The organism is Novosphingobium resinovorum, assembly GCF_027922145.1.
Classification (GTDB): Bacteria; Pseudomonadota; Alphaproteobacteria; order Sphingomonadales; family Sphingomonadaceae; genus Novosphingobium; species Novosphingobium resinovorum.
In genome coordinates this window covers 45,738-64,242 of sequence record NZ_BSFC01000030.1, presented here as the reverse complement: position 1 = coordinate 64,242, position 18,505 = coordinate 45,738, and the positions used below count along the sequence as shown (strand labels likewise).

Genomic DNA, 18,505 nt, shown 5'->3' with positions numbered 1-18,505 from the left:
CAGCGCTCTCCTTCTTCGTTTCTGTCCTGGTGGCCACCCGCGAATCCGGCGAAGCAGCCTAACGAGTGATAGGCTACGGAATTTAAAACACTTGTAAAGTGAAATTCGGAAGATCGATCGACACCGGCGGCGAGCAGGCACGATGCGGCATATCGGCCGCATTCTCTTAGAATCTGCAACATAAACCGGCTTTTTCAGGTATGTTCTCCAATGATCTACCGTCATCAGGTCAGCACCGCCAGCAACGATGCAGCGCCCCGAAAAGTCGCGGCGTCAGCTTAAAACGCTTGGCATCCTTGCCATTCCTGCCTCATAAGCATGTCTGTTTGCAAACAGGTGACTTATTCCGAAGAGCGTACAAAATGGCTGAGACTCCGCAGATCTCGCCCGATATCGACGAAGCCGACCCCAAGACGCGGCTCATCCTGACGGGCGAACGGCTGTTCGCCGAAGTCGGCATCCAGGGCGTTTCGATGCGCGAAATCGCGTCGAAGGCGGGGCAGGGAAACCATTTCGCGGTGCAGTATCACTTCGGGTCTCGCGAGGGTCTGGTTCAGGCGATCTTCGACTTCCGGATGAACCAGATGGAGCCCGGACGCGGCGCGATGATCGCCGCGCTGGAGGCGGCCGGACGCACGCGGGATGCCCGTTCGATCCTGGAGGTCATCCTGCTGCCGCAGCTCCACCTCGACGGCGGGACCAATCGCTCCTACGGCACGTTCCTGTCGCAGTACCTGCTGCATGGCGACTGGGACGAATACGGACACTTCGGCGGCGAGGCGCCGCCCCAGCTCAACCAGGCGCTCGACCTGCTGCGCCAGCGCGTCGATTACCTTCCCGCCGCCGTCGCGCAGCGCCGGCTGGTGAACGTCAGCCTGATGTTCCTGAACCTGCTGGTGCGCCACAGCCGCATGGAAACGCACGAATTTCCCGAAACCTTCGAGCACGCGCTGGAGGACACGATGGAACAGATCGTCATGGCCATGTGCCTGCCGCTCCGGCTGCAGGGCTGACGGCGACCGGAGCGGCGGACACGAAAACGAGAACGAGGACGGGAGCGAAGATGACGGACGGTATGATTGATGGAATCCGCCTGGAGCGCGGGAGCGCGATCGACTGGATCGTGCTCGACCGGCCCGAAGCGGCCAATGCGTTCTCGCGCGGGATGCTCGCCCGGTTCGGCACGGTGCTGCGCGATCTCAAGGCGGACGGCGCGCCGGTGATCGGGATTCGCGGTGCCGGCAAGGGCTTTGGCGCGGGGATGGACCTGGGCCAGTACAACGCCGAGGGCAGCCCGATGGAAGACGTGACGCGCTTGTCGGGCTACGTCGATCTGTGGCGCGACATCTGGCGCCATCCCAAGCCGGTGATCGTCGCCGTGCACGGCTACTGCATCGGCGTCGCCGCCCAGATGGCAAGCTTCGCCGACATCCTCGTCGTGGCGCAGGATGCCGCGATCACCGAGCCGACAATTCCCATCGGCGGCGGCTTCATCGCGCCCACATGGGTTCATCAGGTCGGCGGACGGCGCGCCAAGGAATTCGCCTTCCTGCCGGGCAACAGCATCGACGGCCGAACCGCGGTGGAATGGGGCTGGGCCAACGCCGCGGTCCCGGCCGAGAACCTGGTCGCCTGCGTCGAGGAACTGGCATCGCGCATCGCGCTTGTCCCGCCCGGCGTGCTGGCGATGAAGAAGCGCTCGATCAACCGCGCGATGGAGGCGGCCGGATGGGACCAGGCGCTTTCCGCCATCGCCGAAAGCGATGCGATCCTGCATCTCGAACCCGAAGTCCGGCGCATCCGCGCGCAGCTTGCGACCATGGGGCTGAAGGCGACGGTCGCGGAGTTCAAAGGGCACGGGTCGCAAGAGATCTTCAACTTGCATGGTGCCTGATCTGTCCCTTAGTATTGGGCTCACTCGGTGCTTTACTTCGGGAGCGGGCCTACGGGTCAGAACGGAGTCAGGAACGGGCGCCAGAAGCTTGTTGGTGCCGCAGATGACGGCAGATTTCATTAAAAGACGTGGAACAGTCAATTGCCGCTCCTAGCAAAGGCAGTCGCCGCCAAATGGTCATCCGGCGGATTGCCGCGCCATGTCGATCAAAGCCTTGAAAGCGGCTGAAGGATTTCGCCTGGTAGGGTAGTATAGGCACAACGGCGGCTGTGGCGGCGTCCAGTCTTCTAACACCCGGACCAGGCGGCCCGCTTGAATGTCGTCGCGCACATCGGCTTCCATGAAGTAGCCGATGCCGACATGATCGAGGACGGCGATGCGCGACAAGCTCGCTTCGTCCAGCGTGATCGGACCGGAGACTTCGATCTGAACGGGCGCCCCGTCTTTCTCGAAATGCCAGCGATGCAACGCTCCATTCGGCAGCCGAATGCGAACGCAGGAGTGGCAAAGCAGGTCCGGAGGGGTGCGGGGCTTGCCGTTGGCCTCGAAATACGAAGATGATGCGACGACAGCAAAGCTGCGAGGAGTTCCGACGGGAACGGCGATCATGTCCGCTGGTACGATATTCGCGGTCCGCAAGCCAAGATCGAACCCCTCGGCGACAATGTCCACAATCCGACCTTCGGTGACCAAGTCGATGTGAACTTTGGGATAGCGTCGCAGGAAATCCAACAGAAGTGGACCGAGGATCTCCCGTGCTCCCGTGGCGAAAGCATTGATCCGCAAAGTTCCGGACGGCGTTTCCTGCTGTGACCGGGCGGCGCCCATTGCTTCGTGAAGGGAGCTAATGGCGGGCCTAACCTGTTCGACGAAATTTCGTCCGGCATCGGTGATGCGACACACTGCGGGTTGTGCGATTGAACAATCGGACCCCAAGCTGCCGCTCCAGCTTTGCGATGGCATTGCTCAGCGCTGTTGTCGAAATACCCAGCTCCAGCGCCGCGGCGCGAAACGATCCCCGTCGAGCTATCGCGAGAACAGCATCAAATTCGATCAATCCGTGCTTCGACATTGTCCCGCCTTTCGCGACGTTACATTCAGATTTGGCCCGATTATCACAACCATCGCTCAGCGCTAAATTCCCCTTGTCATCTCAAGGAGCTCAGCAATGCCCGTCGAACTACCCAAGCCCATCGCAGATTATGTCGCGGCCAACGCGCGCCTCGATGTCGACGCAATGCTCGAACCGTTCACTGCCGACGCGGTTTTTCTGGACAATGGGAAGCTCTTTGAAGGCCACGACCAGCTTCGGGGCCTGTTCGAAGAGGAGATCATCGCCGCGAAAGCTATCTTCACGCCGGATGCAATCCGTCGTGAGGACGATCAGGTCGTCGTCGAAGGGCCGGCTCATGGCGATTTCCCCGGCAGTCCCATCCGTTTCACCTATAGATTCACGCTCGAAGGCGATGCTGTAAAGGCTCTGGAGGTGACGCTATGACGGTCAAAGCTGACCCGACCGAGTTGGCACAGGCGGCTGGTCCGCGACATTTTCTCCTGCTGTCCCAAGTCTTGCGATATTTCCGGGATCAACATGGCGAGGCTGCGCCATGAATATAGGAGCTAAGACGGCCGCGAGCCTGTCGCCGGGTGCCCGCGTGTGCCGACCGGTTATACGGTCAACACTTCGTACCGGAAATCGAGCGCCCCTGCTTGCCCCCCGGCCATAGGCAGCACACAATCATGCCGGCTTGACCTTAGTACGATCCCACTTTTTGAAAAGAGAACGGAATTGCCGAAGAAAGTAGATCATGACCAGAGGCGGGTGGAAATTGCCCGTGTTATCAGAGAGATCACTTGGAATGAAGGCGTGGAAGGCCTTAAAATCCGTAATGTCGCAGATAAAGTCGGATATGGCCCGAGCGTCGTTGTGCATTACTTTGAAAATAAGCGCGAGATGCTCAATTTTTCTCAGCGTGAATCGCGCAAGCAGGGAGAAAGAGCGGTTATCGCAGCATGGAATGATGGTGCGAGCTTGGAAGAATGCATCGCCGTGCTTCTTCCGATATCCGATGAAATGAAGTCTGTGTGGCACCTGTTCTTCGCCTTCTGGGGGCTCGCAATGTACGATCCCGAGTTGGCCGACGAGCGGCTTCATGCGACCTCGGATGCCAAGGATATATTCATCGAAATCATCAGGTCAGCCCAGTCACGGGGGGAATTTGATCCGGATGCCGATCCCGATCTGATCGCCGTGAATATACAGATCGCGGCGAATGGAATTGCCTCACTAGCGATGCAGAATGATGAACTGTGGCCGCCGGAACGACAGAGGGCGTTCCTGAGAGAGGAACTTCGGCGTCTCGGTTACCGACTTTGACGGCCTATGACCTCGGCCATTCGCGGCAGCTATGACATAGCACAGGTTTATAACACAGCGGTATCATAATAAGCATTCCCCGACAGGCGGACCGCTAAGAGCCCGTTTGCGAGAGATAGGGGAGAGTCTGAGAGATGCCGCGCATCGAAATTTTCAAGTCGATCTTGCACGTCGGAGTTGGCGCGCTGGGCCTGGCTGCCGGGATTGCCGCCACGCCGGCATTGGCGCAGAATTCGCCTGCGGAAGTCGATAGCGCTTCCACCGGCGAGATCATCGTCTCTGCCCGCCGCCGCGAGGAAGCGCTGCGCGACACGCCTGTCGCCATCACGGCCGTCAATGCAGCCGCCCTTGAAGCGAAGGCCTCGGTCAACATCGGCGACATCATGGGCGCTGCACCCAGCGTCATGATCACCCAGCAGAACTCAGGCGCAGCCGCCGCCAACGTCGCGATCCGCGGCCTGTCGTTTGCGGACGTCGACAAGTCCTTCGATCCCACTGTCGCCGTCGTGGTCGACGGCGTGTTCATCGGCAGCAGCACCGGCCAGTTCTTCGACTTCTTCGACATCAGCCAGATCGAGGTTCTGCGCGGGCCGCAGGGTACTCTGTTCGGTCGCAACACCATCGGCGGGGTCATCAACATCCGGCGCACCCGCCCCAAGTTCGAATTCTCCGGCAAGGTCGAGGCGTCTTACGGAAATTACGATACCTGGGCTACGCGCGCGGTGGTCAACATCCCTGTCATCGACGATGTCCTGGCCATCAAGCCCTTCTACTTCCACAACCAGAGCGATGGCTATTACCGCCATGGCATCACCGGAGACCGTACAGGCGGCTCGAACTCCGAAAACTTCGGCGTTGCTGCGCTGCTGCAGCCCTCGTCGAACTTCGACGCGCTGCTGACGCTGGAAAAGCAGGTGCAGGACTTCGTGCCGGTCAACTCGAACATCACCAAGACCGGCGAGGTCTTCTGCGCGTTCGAACCTGCCAACGAGTGCAACCGCAACACCACGACTGACCTCTACACCGTGTTTGGCACGCCGGGCACTTCGCATTACGAATCTCCGGCCGTGACGCTGGAAATGAACCTCGATGCAGGTCCGGTGAAGCTGACCTCCGTCACCGGCTATCGCAAGTCGGACGAAGCGCAGACGCAGGACTTCGACGGATCTTCCGCAGACATCTACTTCTCCGCCCGCTCGCAGACCTATCGCCAGTTCAGCCAGGAACTGCGCGCTTCGGGCAAGCTGAGCGACAGCCTCGACTACGTCGTTGGCGGGTACTTCTTCAAGTCGCGCTATTCGCTCCTGCAGCGCACGCGCATCACACTTGGCGCGCCTCCGGCGGTCACGGAGCAGGCCAATATCGGCCATGCCCGCTCGCTGGCCTTCTTCGGCGATTTCAACTGGGCCTTCGCTGACAGGTGGCGCCTCTCGTTCGGCGGCCGCTGGACGCAGGACCGCAAGCAGAACATGGCGCGCGTCGACGCCGACCAGTTCCCCAACGCCAGCGTCACCAACAGCAAGTTCACGCCCAAGATCGGCATCGATTTCCACCCCAATCCCAACATGATGCTCTATGCTTCATGGTCGCGCGGCTATCGGTCCGGCGGCTTCTCGGGTCGAGGCACCACGCTCTTCTCCGCGACGACCGCATATGGTCCGGAAACCGTGGACTCCTTCGAGGGCGGCTTCAAGGGCTCGCTGTTCAACGGACTGCTCGAACTCAACGTCGCCGCGTTCCTGGCGGACTACAAGGACCTGCAGCAGAACACGACAATCCCCACGCAGAGCGGTGTCGGCAGCGAAACGATCGTCACCAATGTCGGCTCGGCGAAGCTGAAGGGCGTCGAGGTGGAATTTACCGCGCATCCGGCGCAGGGACTGACCCTTTCCGGCTCGCTGGGCCTGCTCGACAACAACCTGAAGGACTTCATTTCGCAGGGCGCGATCAGCGCGACGGTGCCTGGCACCCGTACCATCGACTATTCGAACGTCTCGATGATCTACGCGCCCAAGACGACCCTGTCGCTTAACGCCAACTACAAGGTGCCGACCGGTTTCGGCGAAGTCGTGGCGAACCTGGGTTATCGTCATATCAGCCCCTACGACCAGCAGATCGGGCTGGACGCGACCGCGACCTATCCCGCGACCGGAACGGTGGTGGTGCCCCGCAACGATCCGCGCCTGCGCTCGGATACGCAGGATCTGGTTGATGCCAGCCTGACGACGCGGTTCGATCTGGCCGGGCATACCGCGCGCGTTACGGTGTTCGGGCGTAACCTGCTGGACGATCGCGGACCCAACGCCGCCTTCACGGTTGCTGGTCTCTGGTCGTTCTCCAGCGCCCGCGAGCCGCGGACCTACGGTGTGATCCTCGGGTACGAGTTCTGACCCGTTACGGTCGCTGGCTGCCGGCCCGCTGACGACCGACAGGCCGCCCCGGGGAGGACACCTCCCAAATCTTCCGCCCCGGGGCGGCCATTCCCGGCTCAATGGAGAGTGCAGTGATCGATTACAGCAAGGTATTTCATACCGGTGTGCTGGTGCCGGACCTCGACGCGGCGATCGAGTTCTACTCCCGCACGCTGGGACTGCGGTTTGCCGAGCCGTTCACGCTGGAAGGTTTCCCGGTCTGGACGCCTGAGCAGGGCCTGAAGACGATCACCAACCGTTTCACGATTTCGTGCGACGGGCCGGTCCGGCTCGAACTCCAGCAGGGCGAGGCGGGCAGCTTCTTCGATGCTGCTCTGTCGCGCGGCGATCATGTCGGCCTCTGGGTGGACGATGTGGCAGGAACGGTGGACGAACTGATTGCGCAAGGATGGAGCGTGGTTGCCGCGGGAGCTGGTCCCGAAGATCGCTGGGGGCCGTTCGCCTATGTGATGCCGGCTGCCGGGGGCATGGTCGTCGAACTGGCCTCATCGGCGCTGCGCCAGGCATTCGAGCGCTGGTGGCAGGGCGGCGCGCTGACCCTTGGCTGATTTTTGAGGACTGAAGCCGGCAGGCCTCCTTTTCCCCGATACACGCAATGAGCGAGGACAAGCATGAGCGATCTTCTTAACCGCCTGGACGGCGATGCTGGCGTGCGGCGCACCCTTGCGCGCCTCGGCGATTCCATCTTCCGCCGCGATCCTGCGGCCCATGGCCAGTGCTATGCCGAAGACGGGGAGTGGCACGCCTTCGGGACCATCACGCGCGGCCGCGAAGCCGTGGTCGAGCACTGGTGGAACGTCATGCAGGGCTTTCCCTTCGTGCGGCAGACGATCTCCTCGCTCGTCATCGAGGTGGAAGGCGATACCGCTGCCTCACGCGGGCACGTGGATGAAGTGCTGCGCATGCCCGATGGCTCGTATCAGGTTGTGATGGGCATCTATCACAGCACCTTCCAGAAATACGAGAGCGAATGGCTCATCAAGGTCCACCGCTACGATCAGGTCTATTACGGATCGCCCGCGCTCGACGGCAAGTTCTTCCCGGTCATGGACTATGGCGTGCCGCCGCATGATCCGGACCCGTCGCGCATGACAGCGACGATGGACATCAGCCTCTGACGGACCGTCCAGTACAATAGTCCGACGTTGGCCCCTTACGCCGCGCTGGGGAGCAACCCCAGCGTGGCCGCACGGTAGACCGCATTGGCGCGGCTGCTGGCGCCCAGTTTCTCGCACAAGTTCGAGAAGTGATAGCGCACGGTCGTGCGGGCGATGGTCATAGTGTCGGCGATTTCCTCGTCGGTCTGCCCCATTGCGATCAGCCTGATGCACTGGACCTCGCGCGGGCTGAGCACACCTTGCAGGCTGGCGGTCGATGCGTGCCGGTCCCGATCGAAGTCTTCCAGCATGAATTCGCGGGCGAGCGATGCGAACTGCGGCCCGAATGCGGCGTATTGTGCTGAAAGATCAGTGTGCCGGGCTGATTTCGGCGTCAGGATCACGCCGCCGATCCGGCCGAACGCGGTTCGCACCGCGATAGCCATGAGCGCAGGAACTCCCAGTTCCAGAGGCGTATGCGCCCACAGCCGGGTCAGAATGGGGTTCTCGCGCACGGTCACGATCCGGGAACGGTTCGCCCAGAACACATCGTCCTCGACGATCAGCGCCTGGGCGACAAGCGACAGTTCGCCGGCCTTGCGGGTCTCCCAAGGCAGCCTCCTAGGGCCGGGAATGCCCGTGCGTCGGCATCGACCGGGGCGGTTATCCATGACGGAAAGGTCGAAGGCGCCCTGCTGCGAAAGGAAGTCGGAAAGCCGCAAGAAGGCCGAACCGGTGATCTCTGGCGCGTCGTCGCCGGGCGGAGCGCCGCCCCCTGGCCATCCTTTGGAACTATCAGGCATGATCCCGCTTCCCCGCATCATTATATAACTATGTACCAAATAGATTGCTAGCATCTGTCCATAATGGCAGGTCTTGGATTCCCCGATATGCAGCAGTAGCGTAGCTGTCAGAAACAACGACCAGAGATCGAGGTACTTCCCCCATGCCGCGCATAGTCGATCACGAACAGCGCCGCCGGGGCATAGCGAAAGTCGTGTCCGGTTTGGTTCTGAAAGGCGGCGCCGAAGCGGTAACTATCCGCGCCGTGGCAGAGGAGTGCGGCTACAGCACGGCCATCGTGTGCCACTATTTCCGCAGCAAGCACGAGATGCTGGCCTACACGCAGCGGATGGCATGGCAGCGGGGGCTCTCGCGGATCAGGAAGGCGAGCCACGAGGGAAAGGACTTGCTGACGTGCCTGGACTTTGCCCTGCCGACCACCAGCCAACGCTGGCAGGACTGGCATTGCCTGTTTGCCTTCTGGGGGCAGACGCCCGACATCAAGGGCATCGAGACAGAATGGCGCGAGAGCAGCACCACCAGCTATGACCTTTTCATCGACCTGATCGCGGCGGCCCAGGGCCGGGGCGAATTCGATCCCGCCGAAGACCCGAAAGAAGTGGCGACCGAGGTTCAGGCCGCGATAAATGGCATAGCCACGCTGGCGGCCATCCAGCGTCCGGACTGGCCAGCCAGCCGCCAGCGCGAAATGCTGCGCAGACAACTCGTCCGCCTGGGATATCGCCCCAAGTCGCAAAAGGTCTGAGTACGCGTGGCTCCCACCTGCGCATTGCGGGTCGGCGCGCGCAGGAACGGCGCCGACCCGCAGCGTCTCAGTGATTGGGAATGTACGTGCCCAGATGCTTGCCCGCGATATACCCGAAGGTCATGCCGGGGCCCAGCGTACCGCCTGCGCCGCCATAGGCCTCGCCAAGAACGGCAGCCATCGCATTGCCGGCAGCGTAGAGCCCCGGGATGGGAGCGCCGCTCCAGTCGACGACTTGCGCATCGGCATTGGTCTTTGGCCCGCCCGCAGTGCCCAAAGCCCCCGCTTCCATCTTAACGGCGAAGTATGGCCCCTGGTCGATCACGCCAAGCGTGCGGTAGGGCGCTTCGAAATCGGTATCGCCCCACATGTAAAAGTTGTCGTACGTGGCATCGCCGCGGTTGAAGTCATCATCGTGGCCCTTGCGGACCATATCGTTGAAGCGCGCCACCGTGGCGGCAAGGCCGACAGGATCAATCCCGGCTATTTCCGCCAGTTCTTCCAGCGTATCGGCCTGCATCATGTAGGACGGCACCGGCCCGCCTGCCGGTGTGTTGAAGGTGTGATACTTGCTGCGGTAGCGCTGGTCGATGATGAGCCAGTACGGCAGGTTGGCATAACTGTGGGTGCCCGCGTCGAAGGCGTGGAGGGTCTTGCCAACGGCGTTGTAATTGGCCGCCTCGTTCACGAAGCGCTTGCCCGCGCGGTTGACGAGGATCGCACCCGGCCGGGCACGCTCGTCTGAGCCCAGCATGTAGTTGGGCTTGGCCTCGCGATGCTGGGGCTTGAATTCGAGCGCGCTCTGCATCCAGTAGGCATGCTGCATGTTGCCCAGTTGCGCGCCTGCTTCCATTGCCATGAGCAGGCCGTCGCCCTCATTCTCAGGCACGCTGACGGGGCCGGTCAGCGGCCCGCGCAGGAAGGTCTTTACCAGCGTCTCGTTCCACTCGAAACCCCCGGTCGCGATGACGACGCCGCGACGCGCGCGCACGCGATAGTCCCGGCCATCAGCGTCCTCGGCAATGACGCCCACGACCCGGTCGCCGTCCTTGATCAGCTTGCGGGCGCGCTTTTCGAACTCGACCGGAATATCGCGCTCCAGCACGGCAAGGAACAGCGATCCGGCCAGGGCTTGTCCGAGGCCGCGATAGTCCTGCGCCTCGCGCTCGGCCAGTGCGGCCTCGTCGAGGCTGCCGGTGATCGCTTCCATCAGACTGCCACGCAGCGGATAGGCCATCTTGCTCGGATTTACGCGCCCGGCCCATTTGCCGAGGCGATCGAAGGAGAACGCCTCGTTGTCGAGCGAGCGGCCGCCGTCCGCTTTGGCGCCCGGCACGTAAGACTGGTAATCCGGAAAGTCCGCGAAGACGTGGAAACGTACCGGGGTCTTATCCGCAAAGTAGCGGATCATCTCCGGCCCCTGTTCCATGAAGGCCATCAGCGTATCAGGATCGAGCGCGTCAGGGCACAGGGTGTCGAGGTATGTCACCACGTCCTCGTCGGAATCCTCGATACCGGCCTCGGTCTGGTAGTGGTTACCCGGCACCCACAGCATCCCGCCGGACATTGCGGTGGTTCCGCCGACCATGCCGGTTTTTTCGAGGATGACCACGTCCTTGGCGCCGAAATCGTGCGCCGTTATCGCCGCCGTCATCGCCGCGCCGCCAGACCCGAGGATGACTACGTCAACCTCCCGATCCCACGAGAACTCTTCAGCCATCGAAACTCCTCTCAACCTTCTACCCAAATGACCCGATCGGAATGAAGCCATGGTCATTTTATAACATAGTTATAACTTGCACTCTAAGGAGATGGCACCTCTGAAAAGTCGTAGGATAAAGCGCGCGCGCCATGCGTACCCTGGCCCCTTCGTTCTCATGGAGCTTTTTATCCGCGGTTGTGATCGTGCGCATGGGAACTCAGGAAGCCGCCTAGGCGGCCCCGCCGAGTACGACTTATCTCGCCCTAACTGGATTCGGACTTCTCGGATCAACTGTCAGCCGACAAGTCGCGTTTCCCCGAACGGCAACATATAAAGGTGAAAAATGGGCGGAACATCTGGTTTTGGGTGCGGAGCCGCCACGATTTAGGGCGTGGGCCCTCGTGGTCGCAAGGAGCCGGGCAATCTCAGATTTCGGTGCCCTCGGCCAACGTCAATGCGTCCTCCACGTCCACTCCAAGGTATCTGACCGTGCTTTCGATCTTCGTTTGCCCAAGCAAAATTTGAACTGCGCGGAAATCGCTTATCCTGATTTTCACCAGATCGCATCCGCGAAGCTTGCTATCGATAGTGAGGTGAAAGAGCCCACAATCTCGGATTCGCCCATGCTGGTCGAGAAAGCAGCGGATCGCCCATATCTGACGGGTTTGAACGCTTGCTTCGCACCAACCTTTCGCCCGGCGTTCCAAGATACCCGCTGACGAGCGGCGGGATCAAATTCTGATAATCCCATGACACATCTCCTGCGGCCTTAACGGCTATAGGTAGAACGTTTCGCTCTCGCCTCGGCGAGAGTGACCATCGGATAGCTCAGAAGGACATCGTCTTCTGCCGCAAACAATGCGGTCGTGGCCACCGAATTGTTGTGCTCGGCACTATCTACATTGGTGGCTTGCGCAATGAGCCCGAGGCTGTCTCAACGGCCACCAGCATCTGCGCGAGGCTCTGAACCAAATTCGCACTTTAGGCGAAGTCATATAGACTTCAGACTATGTCTATTGATTGAGTAGACATAATTCCGCCAGACCGCCCCCCGTCAGTTGGTTCAGGGGGTCGGTTTGATAGCGTTGTTCAGTACGTCTTTTTCCGGAAGAAGGCGCAGATTGCTTGCCGGTGCGGCGTCCGCGATTGCCGTCTCCGCGGTGGTTGTTCCTCAGGCCGCTTCGGCCGAGGAAGCGGCCAGCCCGGCGGATGCAGCGGCCGTTGCCGCAGACATCGGCGAAATCACCGTGACCGCGCGCTACCGCACGGAAAGTGCGCAGGACGTTCCCATCGCGATTTCCGCCATTTCCAGCCGCCAGCTGGAGGCGCAGGGCGTCAGCTCGCTCAAGCAGGTGGTTCAGCAGCTCCCCAGCCTCAATATCCAGGGCTTCAGCGGCCGCAACCAGACGATCACGATCCGCGGCATCGGCACCAATGCCGGCGGCACCAACGACGGGCTCGAACAAGGTGTCGGGCTCTATGTGGACGGCGTCTACCGGCCGCGTACCGGATCGGTCATCACTGACCTGATCGACATCGAAAGCATTCAGGTCCTGCGTGGGCCGCAGGGCACCCTGTTCGGGAAGAACACCGTTGCGGGCGCGATCGACATCACCACGCGCGAGCCGCAGTTCCAGCAGGAAGCGCGGGCGGAGCTGAGCTACGGTAACTACAACCAGGTGCGCGGCTACTTCGCGTACAACGGGGTGATCAGCGATGACCTGGCGTTCCGCGTCTCGTACTTGCGCAACCGGCGCGACGGATTGATCTACAATACCACCCAGCGCGAGCATTGGGACAACCTCGACAATCATGCCGCGCGGTTCGATCTGCTCTACAAGCCGAGCGCGGACTTCAAGCTGCGCCTGATCGCGGACTACAGCATCCAGAAGGGCGACGTCGGCTTTACCAGCATCGCCGGCGTCCTGCCGACGACACTGGCGAACGGCGCGCAGGTCCGCGGGTTCTACCGCCGTGCCGCCGACGTCGGATACACGCCGGGCACCGTCAACGCCTTCGACCGCAAGACCGACATCGACTCCTCGCAGTACGACGAGATGCCCAGTTGGGGTGTTCAGGCCCGCGCGGACTGGGACGTCGGCCCGCTGACGCTGACCTCGATCACCGCATACCGCAACTGGAAATGGGTGCCCAATTACGACGGCGACCAGTTTGGCGCCAACATCATCACCAACAGCGTGGTGGCCACCAAACAGCAGCAGTTCAGCCAGGAACTGCGCGCCGCATCCAAGGGCGGCGAAACCATCGACTATACTGCCGGGCTCTACTTCTTCTGGCAGGAGGCCGACGACGACGTCATCAACCGCTATGGCCGCGACGCGACAACGTGGCTGACCACCGCGAACACGCCGACGGCTTCGGTATCGACATTGCCCTCCGCCGTGTTCGACGGCCTGACATCGTACAATCACGTCCTTCCCGCGACCCACAGCTATGCCGCCTACGGGCAGGCGACCTGGAATATCTCCCCCTCGCTGCGCCTGACGGGCGGTCTTCGCTACACTTACGAGCACAAGACCGGCATTTATGAAGCCTACGCGACGGGCGATTACGCGGCGCTGTCCAGCTTCGATCCGGCGATCCAGTCCACCGTCGCCGTGCTGCGCGCCGCTTATGCGCCTGCGGGCGCCTACACCGCGTCGGACAACACCAGTAACGTGTCCGGCACCGCGATCGCCGCCTACGACCTTTCGAGCGACGTCCATACTTATGCGTCCTATTCGCGCGGGTACAAGTCGCCCGGCATCAACCTCGTGCGCCAGTCACTGGGCGTGGACATCTTCGTGCGGCCCGAGAAGGTCGACAACTACGAACTGGGCATCAAGACGCGCCTGCTGGGCGGCAAGGCGGAATTCAACCTCGCGCTGTTCTGGGCCGACGTCAGCAATTACCAGGCGAACTTCGTCAACTACGCGGTGACGCCTGCCGTCGGCTACATCAGCAACGTCGGCAAGCTGCGTTCACGCGGTGTCGAGGTCGATGCCCGCGCCCAGCCTTTCGACGGGCTGAACATCGGCGTCGCGGGAACCTACAACGACGCGGAGTACCGCTCCTACCGCAACGCGCCCTCGCAGTTCCTCTATTCCTACCTGTCCTCGATGGACCTGTCGGGCCGCCGCGCTTCGGGCGCACCGCGCCTCGCCCTGACCGGCAACGCCGAATACCTGCATTCGGTGGGCAACGTCGATGCCTTCGCGGGCGGCGACATCAGCTATCGTTCGGGCTTCTACGCAGCGGTGAACCTCGATCCCTTTACCTGGGTGCGCGGCTACACGCTGGTCGGCCTGCACGGCGGCGTGCGCGATCCCGATGACCGCTGGGAGGCCTCGCTGTGGGTGCGCAACCTGTTCAACAAGAACTACTTCAACACGCTCTCCGTCAGCGCTTCCAACGGCATCGTCCAGGGCGCTTTGGGCGAGCCGCGCATGTACGGGCTGACGCTCAAGGGGCGCCTGTGAACCAGCCTGCAATCACCGAACGACCATCCGGCAAAGGAGTTACGGCAATGACCAGAAGAACCTTGAAGCTCGGCCTCGTCACGATGGGCGCGGGCGGTCCCGGCCAGCACAACCGCTGGCTCGATCCCGACATTCCGGCGGACGCCAGCGTCAACATCCGGTGGTATATCGAACAGGTGCGCAAGGCCGAGGCCGCGAAGTTCGACTTCGTGTTCATCGTCGACAGCCAGTACATCACCAAAGACTCGCCGCCGCACTACCTGAACCGGCTGGAGCCGCTGACCCTGCTTTCCGCGCTGGCGACGGCGACGAGCCATATCGGCCTTGTCGGCACGCTCACCACCTCGTTCAACTCGCCGTTCAACCTCGCTCGCCGCCTCGCTTCGCTCGATCTCATCAGCGGCGGGCGCGCCGGCTGGAACGTCGTCACCAGCGGCGATCCCGGCGCTGCGGGCAATTTCGGTCTGGACGAGCATTACGACTATGAAACCCGCTATGGCCGTGCGTTCGAATATATCGACGTGGTGCAGGGCCTATGGCGCTCGTACGAGGATGACGCCTTCCCGCGTGATCGCGAGACCGGTGTGTTCCTCGATCCCGCCAAGCTGCATGCGCTGAATCATAAGGGCAGGTATTTCTCGGTCACCGGGCCGCTCAACCTGCAGCGATCGCCGCAGGGTCAGCCGGTGATCTTCCAGGCCGGCGATTCCGATCACGGCCGCAACCTCGGCGCGCAGACCGCCGATGCCATCTTCACGCACTCCGCCTCGATCGAGGATGGCCGCGCTTTCAAGCAGGACATCACCCGCCGGGCCGTCGCGGCAGGACGCGGCGCGGATGACGTTCTGATCCTTCCCGGCGTCAGCATATACGTGGGCGACACGGACGAGGACGCCCGCCGCATCGAGACCGAATCCCGCCGCGCGGACCAGAGTTTCGAGCAGGCTCTCGGCGAACTCGGACGCTCGTTCGGATGGCATGATTTCCGCCAATATGACCTCGACGCCCCCTTCCCGGCCGAGACGCTCGAACACGCACGGCGCAGCTTCTTCACGCAGGCACAGCGCATCGTCGAACTTGCCCGCAAGGACGACCTGACCCTGCGCCAGACCGTGGAAGTTCTCAGCGCCTCGCGCGGGAGCCCGTTCGTCGGCAGTGCCGAAACCGTTGCCAACGAGATCATCCACTGGTTCGAGGGCGGCGCACTCGATGGCCTCAATGTGATGCTCGGCCACCCGGACCAGTTCGACCGGTTCCTGAACGAAGTCGTGCCGATCCTGCAGGCGCGCGGCGTCTATCGCAGCGAGTACGAGGACACCACGCTGCGCGGCAACCTGGGACTGCCCAAACCCGCCAACATCCGCGCCGAAGCCTCACAACCCCCGACTGCCCGGCGCGAAGAGCCGGCGCTGGCGGTCTCGTGAAAGCACGCTCCCTCGCAGGCTGGGCGGTGGTCCTGGCCGCCGTCCTGGCCACGGCCGGGTGCGGCGGCTCGGGCGACAAAGCTGCCGAAAAGGCGCGCGTCCGCTGGGCCTTCATGCTACCCACGTCGTGGGACCCGGTGACGAGCCGCACCGGGGCCGACATCAATACCGTCAGCCTCGCCTATGCCTCGCTCACCCGGCTCGACAAGGATGGCAACGTCCAGCCCGCACTGGCGCAGAGCTGGACATACTCTCCGGACGGCAGGACACTGACCTTCCAGCTGCGCGACAAGCTGAAATTCACTGACGGCACCCCGCTCGATGCCGCCGCCGTGAAAGCCTTCTTCGAACGCGGCAAGACGCAGAAGGATTCCTTCCTGCGCCCCGAGATCGAAAGCATCGCCAGCTTCGATACCGACGGGCCGCTGCGCGTGGTGTTTCACCTTTCGCGGCTCGATTACCAGCTGCCCTACGTGATGGCGGGCCGTGTCGGCGCCATCGCCAGCCCCACCGCCGCGGCGAAGGACAAGGCGAAGCTGGCGCTGTGGCCGGTCGGCGCAGGGCCGTTCAAGATGGTCGAATTCGTGCCGGAATCGCACGCCTATTTCGTCAAGAATCCGGATTACTGGGACGCTGCGAATATCCACGTCGAGCGTCTGGAACTGACCACGCTGTCTGAGCCGACGACGACGATCGCCTCGCTTGTCTCGGGCGCGATCGACGTGGCCTCGATCGGACCCAAGCGCGTGGAGGAAGCCCGTGCGCGCAAGCTGACGGTCACCACCGCCCCGTCGCTCAATGCCAGCGATCTCATGATCAACCGCAACAAGGCGCCCTTCGACGACCCGCGCGTGGCCGAAGCCGTGCGCTACGCCATCGATCGCGGCGAACTGGTGAAGACGCTCACGGCCGGTCTCGGCACGCCCACCAACCAGCCTTTCCCGCCGCACTACTTCGCCTTCGATCCGCAGACGAGGGACAAGTGGGCCTATGATCCCGCACGGGCCAAAGCGCTGCTGGCGCAGGCCGGCCACGCACCGGGTTCCCTCACGGTCGAGATCGTCATCAATCCGCTGATCAACGAGGGTCTGCCGGAACTGCTGCAGGCCCAACTGGGGCGCGTCGGAATCAAGTCGCGCCTGCGCATCGTGCCGCCGGGTTCATCCAGTTGGCAGAGCGAGGTCTATATCGCCAAGCGCCCGGCCACGGCGGTTGACGGCACGGTCGGACGGGAATCGCCGGTCCAGAACCTTCTGGCGGTCTACGGGCCGCAGGGCATCATGAACCTCAGCGGTCCTTATGCGCCGCCCGCGTTCCTCAAGGCCATCGACGAGGTGCGGGCCACGCCGATCGACGCGCCTCAGTACAAGGAGCGCCTGCAACGCGCGACCCGTCTGGGCGCCGAGCAGTCGCCCAGCGTCTGGCTGTTCAGCACGCCGTTCATCGTCGCCACCCGTTCGAGGGTGAAGCACCTCAACATCGTGCCCTCGCAGATCCGCTGGGAAGGAGTGACGGTCGAATGACCACCATCTCCGAACCAGCGCCGCCGCAGGCAGCGCCCATCGTGACCGGGCGGACCATCCGCCTGCGTCACGGCAAGGCGCTGCTGCGCCATGTCGGCGGGACGCTGGGGATCACCTTGCCGGTCTTCTTCATCGCCACGCTCATCACCTTCCTGCTGGGCGTGGTGTCCGGCCTGGATCCGGCAGCGGGGATCGCGGGCGACGCCGCATCGCCCGAGACCGTCGCGCGCATCCGCGCCGATCTCGGCCTCGATCAGCCGGTGGTGTTCCAGTATCTGCACTGGATAGGCGGCGTCCTGCGCGGTGACCTCGGCACGTCCTGGTTCAACGGCGTGCCGGCTTCCGAACTGATCCTGCAGCGCCTGCCGATCAGCCTTTCGATCGCGGGCGTGGCGCTGCTGGTGGGCGTGGTATTCGGGCTGGGCCTCGGCCTCGTGGCGGGCGTGCGCCATGGCGGGCGGCTGGACCGCGCGATCACGCTGTTCGCGGCCCTGGTCTCGTCCCTGCCGCCTTTCGTCGTAGCCTTCGTGCTGATCCTGATTTTCAGCCTCTGGCTCGGCTGGCTCCCGTCTTCGGGTTACGTGCCTTTCGCGGACGATCCGATCGGCTGGCTGGCCGCCGTGAGCATCCCGGCCGTGGCTCTCAGCGTCGATGTCGTCGCGGACCTCGCCCGGCAACTGCGCACCGGCCTCGTTGTCGCGCTCTCGGAAAATTACGTGACCGGCGCGGTCGTGCGCGGCCTTTCGCGCCGCCGCATCCTGTTCGTTCACGTCCTGCGCAACGCCTCAGGCCCGGCGCTGACCGTGCTGGCGCTGAAAGTGCCGATGCTGATCGGCGGCGCCGTCGTGACGGAGGCGATCTTCAACATGCCCGGAATGGGCAAGCTCGCCGCCGACTCCGCCCTGCGCGGCGACGTGCCGGTCGTACAGGGCACGCTCGTCGTGTCGATCCTGCTGATCCTGGCCTGCAACATGTGCGTCAACGTCCTGCTGGGCGTCCTCCAGCCAGCCGCGCGGCGACGGAGTTGA

14 protein-coding genes and 1 pseudogene are annotated in these 18,505 nt (G+C 62.8%); 12 read left to right on the top strand and 3 right to left on the bottom strand.

Annotated features, from left to right (window positions below):
* Nucleotides 1-362 precede the first annotated feature (362 nt).
* Nucleotides 363-1,013: a TetR/AcrR family transcriptional regulator gene (locus PKE80_RS18315; RefSeq protein WP_271183721.1), complete on the top strand. Its 651-nt coding sequence runs from the start codon at nucleotides 363-365 to the stop codon at nucleotides 1,011-1,013.
* A gap of 50 nt (nucleotides 1,014-1,063) precedes the next feature.
* Nucleotides 1,064-1,894: an enoyl-CoA hydratase/isomerase family protein gene (locus PKE80_RS18310; RefSeq protein ID WP_271183720.1), complete on the top strand. Its 831-nt coding sequence runs from the start codon at nucleotides 1,064-1,066 to the stop codon at nucleotides 1,892-1,894.
* A 177-nt stretch (nucleotides 1,895-2,071) separates the two neighbouring features.
* Here PKE80_RS18310 and PKE80_RS18305 read toward each other — a convergent pair.
* A pseudogene (locus tag PKE80_RS18305) lies at nucleotides 2,072-2,966 on the bottom strand (LysR family transcriptional regulator).
* Between the two features lie 96 nt (nucleotides 2,967-3,062).
* Between PKE80_RS18305 and PKE80_RS18300 the strand changes: the two are divergent.
* The 5 genes from PKE80_RS18300 to PKE80_RS18280 all read left to right on the top strand — a co-directional run bounded on the left by PKE80_RS18300 (nucleotide 3,063) and on the right by PKE80_RS18280 (nucleotide 7,821).
* Nucleotides 3,063-3,392: a nuclear transport factor 2 family protein gene (locus PKE80_RS18300; RefSeq protein WP_271183719.1), complete on the top strand. Its 330-nt coding sequence runs from the start codon at nucleotides 3,063-3,065 to the stop codon at nucleotides 3,390-3,392.
* A 291-nt stretch (nucleotides 3,393-3,683) separates the two neighbouring features.
* A complete protein-coding gene (locus PKE80_RS18295) occupies nucleotides 3,684-4,271 on the top strand; it encodes a TetR family transcriptional regulator C-terminal domain-containing protein (protein ID WP_271183718.1) in 588 nt (195 codons plus the stop codon).
* A 134-nt stretch (nucleotides 4,272-4,405) separates the two neighbouring features.
* On the top strand, nucleotides 4,406-6,661 hold the full coding sequence (locus PKE80_RS18290) for a TonB-dependent receptor (protein WP_271183717.1): 2,256 nt from the start codon (nucleotides 4,406-4,408) through the stop codon (nucleotides 6,659-6,661).
* A 113-nt stretch (nucleotides 6,662-6,774) separates the two neighbouring features.
* Nucleotides 6,775-7,251: a VOC family protein gene (locus tag PKE80_RS18285; RefSeq protein ID WP_271183716.1), complete on the top strand. Its 477-nt coding sequence runs from the start codon at nucleotides 6,775-6,777 to the stop codon at nucleotides 7,249-7,251.
* 63 nt (nucleotides 7,252-7,314) lie between these two features.
* Nucleotides 7,315-7,821, top strand: a complete 507-nt coding sequence (locus tag PKE80_RS18280) for a YybH family protein (RefSeq protein WP_271183715.1) — start codon at nucleotides 7,315-7,317, stop codon at nucleotides 7,819-7,821.
* 35 nt (nucleotides 7,822-7,856) lie between these two features.
* On the opposite strand, the gene PKE80_RS18275 is transcribed toward PKE80_RS18280, so the two are convergent.
* Nucleotides 7,857-8,603 (bottom strand): helix-turn-helix transcriptional regulator, encoded by a 747-nt coding sequence (locus PKE80_RS18275; RefSeq protein WP_271183714.1) that lies wholly within the window; start codon nucleotides 8,601-8,603, stop codon nucleotides 7,857-7,859.
* Nucleotides 8,604-8,746: 143 nt separating this feature from the next.
* Here PKE80_RS18275 and PKE80_RS18270 point away from each other — a divergent pair, with 143 nt between their 5' ends.
* Nucleotides 8,747-9,349 (top strand): TetR/AcrR family transcriptional regulator, encoded by a 603-nt coding sequence (locus tag PKE80_RS18270; protein WP_271183713.1) that lies wholly within the window; start codon nucleotides 8,747-8,749, stop codon nucleotides 9,347-9,349.
* Between the two features lie 67 nt (nucleotides 9,350-9,416).
* Here PKE80_RS18270 and PKE80_RS18265 read toward each other — a convergent pair whose 3' ends face one another.
* Nucleotides 9,417-11,069, bottom strand: a complete 1,653-nt coding sequence (locus tag PKE80_RS18265; RefSeq protein WP_271183712.1) for an FAD-binding protein — start codon at nucleotides 11,067-11,069, stop codon at nucleotides 9,417-9,419.
* 1,142 nt (nucleotides 11,070-12,211) lie between these two features.
* Between PKE80_RS18265 and PKE80_RS18255 the strand changes: the two genes are divergently transcribed.
* From PKE80_RS18255 to PKE80_RS18240, 4 genes are read left to right on the top strand one after another with little or no spacing between them, the layout of a single operon-like run.
* On the top strand, nucleotides 12,212-14,530 hold the full coding sequence (locus PKE80_RS18255) for a TonB-dependent receptor (RefSeq protein WP_271183711.1): 2,319 nt from the start codon (nucleotides 12,212-12,214) through the stop codon (nucleotides 14,528-14,530).
* A 47-nt stretch (nucleotides 14,531-14,577) separates the two neighbouring features.
* Nucleotides 14,578-15,954, top strand: a complete 1,377-nt coding sequence (locus tag PKE80_RS18250; protein ID WP_271183710.1) for an LLM class flavin-dependent oxidoreductase — start codon at nucleotides 14,578-14,580, stop codon at nucleotides 15,952-15,954.
* Nucleotides 15,951-17,477 carry an ABC transporter substrate-binding protein gene (locus PKE80_RS18245; RefSeq protein WP_271183709.1) on the top strand — a complete coding sequence of 509 codons (1,527 nt, stop codon included), beginning with the start codon at nucleotides 15,951-15,953 and terminating at the stop codon, nucleotides 17,475-17,477. The genes PKE80_RS18250 and PKE80_RS18245 overlap by 4 nt, the downstream gene beginning before the upstream one ends.
* The gene (locus tag PKE80_RS18240; protein WP_271183708.1) at nucleotides 17,474-18,505 is read left to right on the top strand and encodes an ABC transporter permease; all 1,032 of its coding nucleotides are present in this window, start codon (nucleotides 17,474-17,476) and stop codon (nucleotides 18,503-18,505) included. Before PKE80_RS18245 ends, PKE80_RS18240 begins: the two co-directional genes overlap by 4 nt.

Coding starts and splice junctions, on each gene's coding strand:
- PKE80_RS18315 (WP_271183721.1), top strand. CDS start 363: ATGGCTGAGACTCCGCAGATCTCGCCCGATATCGACGAAGCCGACCCC.
- PKE80_RS18310 (WP_271183720.1), top strand. CDS start 1,064: ATGACGGACGGTATGATTGATGGAATCCGCCTGGAGCGCGGGAGCGCG.
- PKE80_RS18300 (WP_271183719.1), top strand. CDS start 3,063: ATGCCCGTCGAACTACCCAAGCCCATCGCAGATTATGTCGCGGCCAAC.
- PKE80_RS18290 (WP_271183717.1), top strand. CDS start 4,406: ATGCCGCGCATCGAAATTTTCAAGTCGATCTTGCACGTCGGAGTTGGC.
- PKE80_RS18280 (WP_271183715.1), top strand. CDS start 7,315: ATGAGCGATCTTCTTAACCGCCTGGACGGCGATGCTGGCGTGCGGCGC.
- PKE80_RS18275 (WP_271183714.1), bottom strand. CDS start 8,603: ATGCCTGATAGTTCCAAAGGATGGCCAGGGGGCGGCGCTCCGCCCGGC.
- PKE80_RS18270 (WP_271183713.1), top strand. CDS start 8,747: ATGCCGCGCATAGTCGATCACGAACAGCGCCGCCGGGGCATAGCGAAA.
- PKE80_RS18265 (WP_271183712.1), bottom strand. CDS start 11,069: ATGGCTGAAGAGTTCTCGTGGGATCGGGAGGTTGACGTAGTCATCCTC.
- PKE80_RS18250 (WP_271183710.1), top strand. CDS start 14,578: ATGACCAGAAGAACCTTGAAGCTCGGCCTCGTCACGATGGGCGCGGGC.
- PKE80_RS18240 (WP_271183708.1), top strand. CDS start 17,474: ATGACCACCATCTCCGAACCAGCGCCGCCGCAGGCAGCGCCCATCGTG.